A 12169-nucleotide genomic window follows, 5' to 3' on the forward strand; every position below is an offset into this window, starting at 1 on the left:
TAAAAAGAGGATACGAAAATGGGGTGTCTGGGTGTAATCCGGGGCAAAACAGTGGTAGTTGCTCACAGGCACCCCATCTTTTCACGGTCTCTTTTGTCCGCATAGGTAGGCTATAGCGAACATAAGAGCCTGCAAAAATCTGTCGTACCTCTGAGTAATTACAACTCAAAGGTAATAAAATCACAGAGTTGCTACCCCTGTAACCAATTTCAAACAGTGAGGGAGACGTGGTCTGATAAGAAAGAGGGAAAAGTGCTCACATGTCGCAGATTTTTAAAGGTTCTTCTTCGCGTTTATCTCCCTGTGGGGACAAAAAGACCATGAAAAGTTGGAGCAGGTGAGCAACTACCATATAATGGTTTGGACAACTTTTTCGTACCTCCAGCAGGTTAGCACAGACTCCGAATTTGCCAACTGCAGGATTTGGTTCTTACGTAATCAACGTTCTACCTGGGCGTTGCCGGGTCAAATTTAAAAATAACCTGATTACGTATGAAACTCAGCCTGTTATTTGTGAGTCTGGGGATTGGGCCTGTTTTATCAGGCGTATTTCAAAAATCACTTTAGACTGATTATAATATGACCTGGACTGACACTTTTTCATTTGAATTCCTTATCAATTGAAATTTCCAGTGATTTTTGACCGTAGGCTAGCCTGATAAAACAGGTACATCCACAATTTGGCTGAATTTCATGGGTAATCAAGATAACTTTTGTTATTTAGAAGAATTAATTTTTTCAAGCTCCTGAAACCGTTACAGCATCAGAATTTCTTACCTCCCTGAAAGATAATCATTTTTAACAATAATGATAATATTTCTCAAAGACAGTCGGCCATCAGCCTCTCCATTTCATTTTCACTCATTCCCTCCGGTTCGAAGCCGGCAGACAGGCATTGCAGATAAATTGAGGCCCCCTTATTAGCAACATCTATAAAATCAAATGCCTCATGAATATCCTTTCCCGTGGCAACAGCTCCATGCTTACGCCAGAGGACAACATCCCTGCTGCACAGAGCTGCCGCGGTCTGTGATGCCAGCTCATCGGAACCGGGCAGACAAAAGGGAACAAGGGCGAGGCCCCGGGGAATAAATAGGCGGACCTCCGGCAACATCGACCAGCAGGCACGGTTCAGTTTCTGCTCATCATGACCCAGGACAGGGTGATGGCTCATGGCGATCAATTCAAGGGGATGGACATGAAGTACAGCTCTGTGTCCATCCGCAAGCCTCATTTGTTCCTGATGGACCATGAGATGGGGAATTAACTCACTGCTTGGCTGAAAACCATCTTTTTCTCCTCCCCAGAGGAGATGACATCCCTTCTCCTCTTTATCAATCCTCAAAATACAGCCAACCTCTTCAATATGATTCTGCAGATCACGCAGTCGTGCGCCGCCACCTGTGATAAAAACAACCATACCGGCGGTACCGGCGGGAACCTGTCTTTCAATATATTGAAAACCATCAGGAAAATCCGGCAACCCGGTTATCATCCCCGTAAGGTTGAGAGAAATATTTCCCCCGTTTCGCTCGATCCACTGCCGCTCCCAGAGATAGGAGGCCACTGTTGATATTTTCTTGAATTCCGTGAGCACAGCATCAGGTAACTCTATTTTCTTCACCATCATCATCACTCCCATGGTTTCAGGCATATTTTTTGCTGAGGATTTTTTGTCGAACAGTTTATTGTTCTGTATTGTTACCACAGTTTATCTGAAAATCCATGGCTGAGGGTTGTATCAGCGCAGTCAGGTTTTCATTAGCTTTTTGTGGCCGAACCATAGAATCCGGCCATACGGTTTATCTGAATCCTGTAGCCGGTAATCACCAGAAAAGAATTGAGAAAATGAAAAGATACATGCTGCCCATATTCCTTTTACCGATGTTTCTCCTGTGCTGGGTGCACTTAAGCCATGGAGGGACAAAAAAGAATATTCTCTATCTTAATTCCTACCACCATGGATACCGCTGGTCAGATGAAATTCTGGTAGGAATCCGGTCAGTTCTAAGAGAAAGCGACAGTCACATCGGTCTGCAGATAGAATACATGGACACAAAAAAATACAACTACAGCCGTATAAAAAACAGTCTTTTCACCCTTTACAGGGAAAAGTTCCGGGGGGAGAATTTTGACCTCATTCTTGTATCCGACAACAACGGTTTTAATTTTGTTTCACAGTACCATGAAACACTTTTTCATAAAAAACCCATCGTATTCTGTGGAATAAATAATTTTGAAGCCATTCATGACTCTCCGGAAAACATCACCGGAGTAGTTGAAAACTTTGACCTTGTCAGTACTCTTGATGTTATTCGCAGTCTCCATCCCAAGAGAAAAAAAATGATCGTTATTGGCGATGAATCTGCCACCGGCCGGGGTATCCGCAGGCAGATTGAAAAAACACTCTCCACCTATGCATTTCCTTTCCAGGTGGAATTCTGGGTCAAACTCACCCTGGAAGAGACCAAGGAAAGGGTTGAAAATCTGGGCAATGACACATTTCTCTTTTTCTTTCCCTGGTACCAGACAATCAAAGGAAAATTCTATACGGCCGAAGAGGTGATGGAAACAATTTACTCCCATTCTCCAGTCCCCATCTATACCACCTGGGAGTTTCTCCTGGGTCATGGTGCCGTCGGGGGCAGAATGCTGTCCGGCAGACAGCACGGGCGCACGGCAGCCAAGATGGCACTCCGTATCCTCAACGGAGACAAACCACAGGACATCCCTGTCCAGACAGAAGCCAGGGGCAGATATGAATTTGATTACCGGGTGATGCAGCGGTTGAATATCAGGCAGGACCTGCTGCCGGAGGATTCACTGATCATCAACTCGCCCAGGGCCTTCTACGAACTGCCCAAAGAACTCTTCTGGACAATCATGACCAGCCTTCTCCTTCTCCTCGTCGTTCTTGTCTTTCTGGTCACGGCAATGATAGGCCGAAGGCGGGTGGAGCAGAAAATAACGGAACAGCTCTCTTTCCAGGAAACACTCATGGATACCATTCCCTTACTGGTTTCCTGGAAAGACAGAGAGAGAAAATACCTGGGGGCCAATCGAACATTTATTGATTTTTTCAATATCGAAACCCCGGATGATGTTGTTTCCAGGAAAACTGAAGATGTGGTCTTTGACCGGGAATATGTACGCTGGTCCGTCAATGCAGATGATGATGTGGCGCGGGGAAAAACAATCATCAGAAAACAACGCAGAAAACTGCAGAACCGCAACGGATCAACCGGCTGGCTGGAAGTCAACAAAGTCCCCTTGAGAGATAGAAACGGCAGGATTGTCGGGATCCTGACCACGGCTGAAAATGTTACCAAGGAACAGAACCTGGAAAAGCAGCTCCTTCAATCCCAGAAGATGGAGGCACTGGGAACTCTTGCCGGAGGAATTGCTCATGATTTCAACAATATCCTCACATCAATCATCAATTCTACGGAACTGGCCCTGGGGGATCTGGACCCGGAAAGCAGAACCGCTGCAGACCTGACCCGTGTCCTGAAGGCAGCCAGACGAGGCAGTGGTGTCGTCAAACGTATTCTCTCCTTCAGTCGGCCGTCAAAAGAGGGCTTTCGGGCCACAGACCTCTCCGAAGTGGTTTACGAAGTGGTCAGCCTGATGGATGGTTCGCTGCCATCCACTATTAAAATCAGTTCAAAAATTAACTCCGGGAGTAATCTTGTGGAGGCCGATCCCACTCAGATTCACCAGGTTATCCTGAACCTGTGCACCAACAGTTATCACGCTCTTCGGGAAAACGGCGGATTGATGAAAGTACAACTGGATGAACTGAATGTGGAACAAGAACTGGCTGCAACCATGAATATTTCTCCGGGCACCTACATCCGTATCAGGGTAGCGGATAACGGCTCTGGTATTTCACCGGAAATAATCGATAATATTTTTGATCCTTTTTTCTCAACAAAGGATATCTCCGAAGGAACAGGCCTTGGCCTTGCAGTGGTCCACGGGATTGTCAAGGGCCACCGGGGCGGGCTGCAGGTCAGCAGTGAGCCGGGCCACGGTACTGTTTTTTCCATTTACCTGCCCGTCACGACTGAAACAAGGCGTAAAAAAACCGGTTTTACACCGGTCGTGGCAGTTGAGTCACTTTCCATTCTTTTTGTGGAGGATGACAGGGATCAGCTTGATTCCATCCCCCGTATTTTAGAAGAAATGGGTCACAGGGTCACTGCCACCGGTGACCCGGAGCAGGGACTTGCGATGATCCGATCCGCCCGGAACCGGTTTGACCTTGTCATAACCGATTTTGATATGCCTGTCATGAACGGTGTGGAGATGTCCCTGAAACTCGGTACAATACCGGTCATTCTTGTATCCGGCAGACAGGACGCCCTGGAGATGGCGACAAAGAGCAGAAATATTGTTACAGTATTGATAAAACCATATGACGGAAATGATCTGCAGTCGGCCCTTGCCCGGGTCGCAGAAGAGGAGTGAAAACCCATGAAGAACAACGGCCATATGCTGATCATCGATGACGACATTGAGGCCTGTGAGACAATGGAAAGCCTGATCTCCAGAATGGGTCACAACTGCGACATGGCCCATACCCTCACATCCGGCCTCAGAATGGCCACTGAAGAAGAATATGACGTGATTTTTCTTGATGTGCACCTCCCGGACGGTAACGGCCTTGAAATCCTGCCGAATCTCATGGCACAACCAAAACATCCGGAAGTCATTATCCTGACCGGCAGAGGGGATCCGAGCGGTGCCGAACTTGCCATCAAAGGCGGTGTCTGGGATTATCTTCTCAAGCCCTCTTCCGTCAAGGAAATCACTCTCACCCTAAACCGCGCCCTGAAATATCGGGAAGAAAAGACCAGGAAGATTCCGGAAGAAATAATTCCTCCCAACCATGTCATTGGTACCAGCCAGGGTATCAGGGCCAGCCTGCGGTTGACCGCTAAGGCGGCAAGGGCAGATACCAATGTCCTTATCACCGGAGAAACCGGGACAGGCAAGGAACTCTTCGCGCGAACGATCCATAACAACGGCAAACGGGCAGACAGACGATTCGTCATTGTCGACTGTGCATCTCTTACTGAGACTCTTGTTGAATCAACCCTTTTTGGCCATAAAAAAGGGGCCTTTACCGGCGCCCAGGCCGACCACCAGGGGCTCTTTAAACTTGCCGACGGCGGCACCCTGTTTCTGGATGAAATAGGTGAGATGCCCCTTTCCATCCAGAAAGTCTTCCTGCGGGTTCTTCAGGAAAAGCATTTCCGACCGGTGGGTGCCACAAGGGAAGAGACCAGTGATTTCCGACTGATTGCCGCCACAAACAGGGATCTCGATATTATGGTTGCAGAAAAACGGTTCCGCAGCGATCTGCTCTTTCGTATAAAAACCATGCATATCAGGCTTCCTCCCTTGAGAAGCCGGAAGGAAGATATCCTGCCGCTTATCAGCAACCGGATGGAATACCTCTGCAACACGTTCGGCTTTGAAGAAAAAAAACTGGCGGAAGATTTCCTCACCACTCTCAACGGCTATGACTGGCCTGGCAATGTGCGGGAACTGTTCAACATCCTGGAGCGGGCCATGGTCGATGCCGGCGAAGAAGAGACCCTCTACAGTGTACATCTGGCCCGTGACCTGCGGATAAGAGTGGCAAAATCCCAGATAAAAAACATGACCGGCTCTGAGGTGGTCCCGCCTGCGGACGAACCTGCCGGAGAAAATGTCCGAAAAATTGGACAACTTATTTTTGAAGATATTGTCGACAGTTCCCTGCCGCCTCTCAAAGAATTTAAATCCGCTGTTGAACGAATTTATCTCAGTGAACTCATACGGCAATGCAACGGAGAACTCAGAAAAATTCTGGACATTTCCGGCCTTTCACGCTCCCACCTCTATGCTCTTTTGAAAAAGAACAGCCTCAGACTGTAAACCGTTCCCCGGATCAGTGAGCGGATGCCCCTCATAATTTTCTCAACGGTATCCATCAATGTCAGTCCCATTCTGACCTTGGCCGAGGGTGTCTGCAGCCAGGACGGCTGCAGACAAGCCCCCAGGGACGGGTTTACAGCGTCCCTCGGACAAGGTCGGAATGGGACTCACCGCTTAAGTTAACGACATTGCGATATTCATTGCAAATCATATGTCCGTGAGCCAAACCACAGTCAAGAAAAACAGTGTGAAGTTGTCACAGATTTTGGTGTTCTCAAAAGTCGGACAGAACAGTCTGATTTTTCAGACAAAACCTTCCTTTTCCTCCTTCCAATCAATTAACTTCCACTCAACACTTCATCTATCAAACTGAAATATCATTATATTTCATATCTGCGCTCCTCTGGCACATATAGTGCTTTACGTGTGACAGAAACAGCGGGTGGTAAAATTCCACCTAATCCATGATTTCCAAGGAGGAGACACAATGAAAAGATTTCTGGCCATTGCAGTGTGTGTAATCATGTCCGTCGGAGCAGCCGCCGGATCTGCGGATGCGGCAAAACGTGAAAAATTCGGCATGGACTCCCGGCATAAGTCGGCAAAACGAATCAAATTCAAGCCATCGACCAAAAAAATCAGATGGAAAATGGTCATGCCATGGTCCAAGGGACTGCTCTTTTATGATGTCGCTGTCCATTTCGCTGACAGCGTTCGCCTGGCTTCTGCCGGTCGTCTTGATATCAAACCCTTTTCCGCGGGAGAACTGGTGCCTGCAATGCAGACCTTTGACGCCGTTTCCAAAGGATCCGCCCAGGTCGGCCACGACTGGCCCGGATACTGGAAAGGCAAGAACGAAGCCTTCGTCGCCTTTGGTTCCGTACCCTTTGGTCTTGATGCGGAAGGATACAATATCTGGCTTTACGAAAAAGGCGGTCTCGAACAGATGCAGGCACTCTATGGTCAGTTTGGTCTCTACGCACTGCCGGGTGGTCAGTTCGGCCAGGAAATGGGGCTTTTCTCTAACAAACGCGCCACCAGAATGGAGGATTTCAAGGGAATGCGCATGAGAACTGTCGGCTGGTTCATGGACATCATGAACAACCTCGGGGCTTCAGTAAGTCCGTTACCGGGCGGTGAAGTGTACCTTGCCCTGGAAAGAGGCGTTATCGATGCCGCAGAATTTTCTTCCCCGGCCATCAACTATCCCATGGGATTCGACGAAATAACCAAGTACGCCATTCAACCCGGTGTCCATCAGCCTGCCATCCAGTGCGGTCTCATGTTCAATCAGAAAGCATGGGACGAACTGCCGCAGGATCTCAAGGAAATTGTCAAGCTCGCCGCCGCGGAAACCCAGGCATGGAGTTATAATTGGATCAATGCATTGAATGCGGAAGCGATCAATCGTTTCAAGGAAAAAATTGAAATTGTCAAAATGGACAGTGACACCCTTGTCGAATTCAGGAAAACCACAAAAAAATATCTGGATGACGTCAAAAGCAAACATCCTGATGTGAAAAAAGCCCTGGACAGCCAGGAACAGTTTATCAAAGAGTACTCAGTCTGGCGAAATGCCCGCAGCGGCGCCACCCCATGGCCTTATGAAACATATATTTCAGGCCGAATCACTGAATAAACCTCTCCCAAAACCGCTCCTTCCCTCTGAATGTATAAAGGAGCGGTGTAAAATCCAAGCCAAGGAACCACGATGTTATCCAAAATTTCCAAAACTATCGATACCTTCATAACCAGGCAGGGTGAACTGACTTCACTGCTTATTATTCCCCTGCTCGGTGTGGTGATTTATGAGGTATTCATGCGTTATGGATTTAATTCTCCGACCATCTGGGGATTTGAAGCCACCGCCTTTATTTACGGCATGCACTATATGTTCGGCATTTCCTACACTGAAGTCAAAAAAGGCCATGTGCAGGTGGATATTTTCACATCTCTGGCTCCCTCGAAAATAAGGGCATTTTTAAGTGCCTTAACCACCTTGTTCTTTTTCATGCCGGTCATGATCTGTATGACTATCTGGTCTGGTAAATTTGCCCTTACATCTGTTGCGGAACATGAACTGAATTCAACAAGCTGGGCACCACCCGTTTATCCCTTCAAGGTAATAATGGCGATCTGTTTTCTGTTTCTCCTCCTGCAGGGAATTTCCAACTTAATCCATGATCTGCAGATCCTGTTCGGAAAAGAAGAGAGAGGTAAAAATGAGTCCTGAAATATTAACCGTGGCCATGTTCGCCACCCTGATTGGTGCAATTACCCTCGGTCATCCCCTGGCCTATACCCTGGCAGCGGTCGCCACTCTTTTCGGCCTGATAGACAATGGCTGGGATATTGCCGCTCTTTTTAACATGTTTGCCAATAATACATGGGGGCTGATGAACAATTATGTTCTCGTTGCCATTCCTCTCTTTATTCTCATGGCCCAGCTCCTTGACCGCTCCAAAGTGGCCGATAAACTGTTTGAAACACTCTTTGTTGTTCTGGGCGGGCTGAAGGGAGGCCTGGGCCTGGCAGTGGTTGTTGTCTGTACCGTCTTTGCCGCCACCACCGGTATTATCGGTGCCTCTGTTGTGGCAATGGGTCTGCTTGCCACCCCTGCCCTGATGAAAAGAGGATACCAGAAAGAGTTGTCCGCAGGCATTATCTGTGCGGCAGGTACATTGGGAATACTTATCCCCCCTTCTATCATGATGGTGGTCTACGGCGGCCTGACCGGCCTGAAAGAAACTTCAGTGGGAAATCTCTTTGCCGGTTCCATCTTCCCCGGCCTTCTCCTGGCAGGTCTCTATTTTCTCTATATCCTTGTCCGCTGCACCATCAACCCCAGGCTCGGTCCTCCAATTACCCGGGAAGAAGCCTCAAAGTGGAGTACCAGTCAGAAAATCCTGCTGACCCTGAAATCACTCCTCCCCCCTATGGCCCTTATTCTTGCGGTTATGGGCACCATTCTGGCCGGTGTCGCAACACCCACTGAAGCCGCTGCTCTGGGTGCCCTCGGAGCCATGGTTCTTGCTGTTTTCAGTGGTAATTTCAGCTGGCAGGTCATGAAAGAATCAGCCCATGCCACCATGAACACCACGGCCATGGTAATGATGCTCTTCATCGGCGGAAAATTCTTCAGTACTGTTTTTCTCTCCATGGGCGGCGGTGACGTGGTGGCTGATGTCCTCGTGGGCTCCGGACTGAACCGCTGGATGGTCCTTCTTATCATGATGGGTATCGTTTTCATCATGGGGATGTTTATCGACTGGGCGGCGATCCTCCTTGTTACTGTGCCCATTTTCATGCCCATTGCCATGGAACTCGATTTCAACCCGCTCTGGTTTTCCATCCTTCTCTGTGTTAACCTGCAGACCTCCTTTCTGACTCCCCCCTTTGGTTATGCTCTCTTCTATTTCAAAGGGGTAGCACCGGAAGGATACACCATGGGCCATATTTACAGGGGAATCATTCCCTTCGTCCTGCTGCAGATACTCGGACTGCTGATCATTGCCATATTTCCGTCCATCGTCACCTTTCTGCCCTCGCTCTTTTTCGGCGGGTGATTACTGCAGAGGAATACCTTTAAATTCTGATTTTCAGGAAAACAGACCATGCCGAACCAGGATATTCTGGAAACATTCATCACCGCCAGCCGAAAAATCGGTGCTCAGACCTGCCAGTTTGCCGGAATCAGGGACGCTGTTGCCCATATCGGGTCAAAGACTGAGGGCACTACCCTCGTACCATTCACCCCGCTGGCAGCAGAATTCAAACTGGCTGAACTTCTGTATGAAGAGGGAGTTGATGTCTTTCGGGGAGATTTCCGTCACGCGGGTCAAATTCCCGCTGCAGGAGTTACCTTTTCGAACTTCGCCCTGGCTGACACAGGCACAGTGGTGCTGGACAGTACCGATGAAAACATCCGACTGGCCACTACCCTGCCTGAAAAACACTTTGTTATTGTAGACCCCGCAACCATTCTACCGGATAACCTTGCGGCGATAAAACCGATGACCACCCTGCATTCCGGACATAAAGCTGTTTTTATCGCCTATATTACCGGGCCAAGCAGGACTGCGGATATCGAGCGTGTATTGACCATCGGCTGCCATGGCCCCAGGGAACTGCACATCCTGATTGTCAACAATATTTCCGATGACCTGCTGAAGAATTAAGGATAGCCTTAACGGAAAAAGGAACAAGAAAATATGACATCTTCATCACCTTTTAAGAAATCCGTGGAAACGGCAATCGGTAACCCGAAACTGAGCCAGGCCCTCCATCTTTTTGGCGACGCCTATCTGGTCGCCCGTAAAAAGGCCTTTTCCGGCCTTGATTTTGAACAGATACGCGAAGAACTTGCAACCATTAAAGACGAAGTGCGCATCAACCGGAAAAAACTCCTGCTTCAGTTTATCAGCAACGCGGAAAAAGCCGGCTCCAAAATCTTTCTTGCCCGGAACACAAAAGAGGCAAATGATTATGTCATAGAACTTGCCGAAAAAAACAAGGCAAAGCTCATTGCCAAATCAAAATCGATGGTTTCCGAGGAGGCACATCTCAATAAAGCCCTGGAAGCCGCCGGTATCCGCGCTGCTGAAACAGATCTTGGTGAATGGATTGTCCAACTTGCCGGACAGCGCCCCAGCCATATGGTCATGCCTGCCATTCACATGTTCAAGGAAGATGTGGCCAGGTTGTTCAGCAGGGAAACCGGTGAAGACCTTGCCCCGGAGATCAAAACCCTGGTGGATGTGGCCCGCAGCCGACTGAGACAGGAATATTTTGATGCGGATATCGGCCTTACCGGGGCCAATTTTCTCATTGCGGAAACAGGCGGTATCGGCCTTGTCACCAATGAGGGCAATGCAAGGCTCTGCGCCACACTGCCGAAAATTCACGTTGTTTTCGCCGGAATCCATAAGCTGGTCCGCTCCATGGAAGATGCCGTCAAGATCACCCGCCTGCTGCCACGCAATGCCACCGGACAACTGCTCACTTCCTATGTTACATGGATCCGGGGAGCCGTGCCCGCGGGTGAAGAAGCAAAAGAACAGCATATTATCCTGATAGACGGTGGCCGGGAAGACCTTTATCAGTCCCGGTCATGCCGGGATGCCCTGCGCTGTATCCAGTGCGGTGCCTGCGCCAATGTCTGCCCGGTCTATCAGACCGTGGGGGGGCACGTGTTCGGCTCCATCTATATCTCCGCCATCGGCATCATCCTCACCGCCTTTTACGAGGGACTGGAAAAGGCAAGGGAGCTGACCCGTGCCTGTATCGGCTGCCGGTCCTGTTCTGCAGTCTGCCCCGCCGGTATAGACCTGGAAGAAATAATTCTCCACCTGCGCAGCAAGATCACGGAGAGATACGGTATGGGTGTCATTAAAAATGTTGCCTTTAAAGCGATTATGAAAAACCGTGCCCTTTTTCACTCAATGGTGAAAGCCGCATCAAAACTGCAGAAACCGCTTACGGGAAAAGCTGGTGACTCGTCTGTCCCTGTTATCCGCCATCTCCCCATGCACTTTATGGCCAGGGATTATACTGAATGGCGGGACCTGCCCTCAATTGCCGAAAAATCCTTTCGGGAGCAGTTTGATTCAATTGAACAATCCATTGAAAATCCACGCTTTACTGTCGGCATTTTCATCGGCTGTGGTGCCGATTTTGTATATCCGGAAAGCGGCCTTGCACTTGTCCGGGTTCTCAATCATCTCAATGTCAAAGTGGTTTTCCCTGCAGGCCAGAACTGCTGCGGAATTCCCGCTCTCTACGCGGGAGATAATGAAACCGGCATCTACCTGGCCAAACAGAGTGTCCAGGCATTTTCGGAGGTAAAGGTTGATTATGTCCTCAGCCTCTGTCCCACCTGCACGATGGGAGTAAAAAGAGATTTTGTCAAACGACTCCAAAATGAACCTGAATGGAAAGACAAAGCTGCCGATCTCTCCGAAAAAACAATGGACGCAGCGAGGTTTCTGGATGAAGTCCTCAACTCCACGGAAGAAATACGAAAAATACCCAGGGCCCGGGAAAAAATAACTTACCATGATTCCTGTCATCTCAAACGGGGAAATGGTGTCTGGAAAGAACCGAGAAATCTTCTGAAAGCAGCTGGTTATACAGTTGACGAGATGAAAAACAGTGACCGCTGCTGTGGCTTCGGCGGCACCTACTCCTTTCTCAGCCACCCCCAGATCTCAAAACAGATCACCCTTGATAAGGTTGATGCCATCCG

General features: G+C 48.9%; 8 protein-coding genes. 7 read left to right on the forward strand and 1 reads right to left on the reverse strand.

What is annotated here, in order from left to right:
* Positions 1–820 precede the first annotated feature (820 nt).
* A complete protein-coding gene (gene rhaD / locus ACXLDX_RS01040; protein WP_457575331.1) occupies positions 821–1654 on the reverse strand; it encodes a rhamnulose-1-phosphate aldolase in 834 nt (277 codons plus the stop codon).
* A 194-nt stretch (positions 1655–1848) separates the two neighbouring features.
* Here rhaD and ACXLDX_RS01045 point away from each other — a divergent pair, with 194 nt between their 5' ends.
* The 7 genes from ACXLDX_RS01045 to ldhH form a co-directional block, all read left to right on the forward strand.
* Positions 1849–4470: a hybrid sensor histidine kinase/response regulator gene (locus ACXLDX_RS01045; RefSeq protein ID WP_457575332.1), complete on the forward strand. Its 2622-nt coding sequence runs from the start codon at positions 1849–1851 to the stop codon at positions 4468–4470.
* Between the two features lie 6 nt (positions 4471–4476).
* Positions 4477–5925, forward strand: coding sequence for a sigma-54-dependent transcriptional regulator (locus ACXLDX_RS01050; protein ID WP_457575333.1), 1449 nt, complete (start codon positions 4477–4479; stop codon positions 5923–5925).
* 487 nt (positions 5926–6412) lie between these two features.
* The gene (locus ACXLDX_RS01055; protein ID WP_457575334.1) at positions 6413–7564 is read left to right on the forward strand and encodes a TRAP transporter substrate-binding protein; all 1152 of its coding nucleotides are present in this window, start codon (positions 6413–6415) and stop codon (positions 7562–7564) included.
* Between the two features lie 72 nt (positions 7565–7636).
* Positions 7637–8158 (forward strand): TRAP transporter small permease subunit, encoded by a 522-nt coding sequence (locus ACXLDX_RS01060; protein ID WP_457575335.1) that lies wholly within the window; start codon positions 7637–7639, stop codon positions 8156–8158.
* A complete protein-coding gene (locus ACXLDX_RS01065) occupies positions 8148–9491 on the forward strand; it encodes a TRAP transporter large permease (RefSeq protein ID WP_457575336.1) in 1344 nt (447 codons plus the stop codon). The genes ACXLDX_RS01060 and ACXLDX_RS01065 overlap by 11 nt, the downstream gene beginning before the upstream one ends.
* Positions 9492–9539: 48 nt before the next feature.
* Entirely contained in the window at positions 9540–10103 is a 564-nt protein-coding gene (locus tag ACXLDX_RS01070; RefSeq protein ID WP_457575337.1) for a LutC/YkgG family protein, read from the forward strand.
* Between the two features lie 33 nt (positions 10104–10136).
* Positions 10137–12169: L-lactate dehydrogenase (quinone) large subunit LdhH (gene ldhH, locus ACXLDX_RS01075; protein ID WP_457575338.1), on the forward strand; the 2033-nt coding region annotated here is incomplete at its 3' end.

This window comes from Desulfomarina sp. (assembly GCF_054039375.1).

Bases quoted from the DNA above. Each gene is read 5' to 3' on its own strand.
- rhaD (WP_457575331.1), bottom strand. From the start codon at position 1,654: ATGCCTGAAACCATGGGAGTGATGATGATGGTGAAGAAAATAGAGTTA.
- ACXLDX_RS01045 (WP_457575332.1), top strand. From the start codon at position 1,849: ATGAAAAGATACATGCTGCCCATATTCCTTTTACCGATGTTTCTCCTG.
- ACXLDX_RS01050 (WP_457575333.1), top strand. From the start codon at position 4,477: ATGAAGAACAACGGCCATATGCTGATCATCGATGACGACATTGAGGCC.
- ACXLDX_RS01055 (WP_457575334.1), top strand. From the start codon at position 6,413: ATGAAAAGATTTCTGGCCATTGCAGTGTGTGTAATCATGTCCGTCGGA.
- ACXLDX_RS01060 (WP_457575335.1), top strand. From the start codon at position 7,637: ATGTTATCCAAAATTTCCAAAACTATCGATACCTTCATAACCAGGCAG.
- ACXLDX_RS01065 (WP_457575336.1), top strand. From the start codon at position 8,148: ATGAGTCCTGAAATATTAACCGTGGCCATGTTCGCCACCCTGATTGGT.
- ACXLDX_RS01070 (WP_457575337.1), top strand. From the start codon at position 9,540: ATGCCGAACCAGGATATTCTGGAAACATTCATCACCGCCAGCCGAAAA.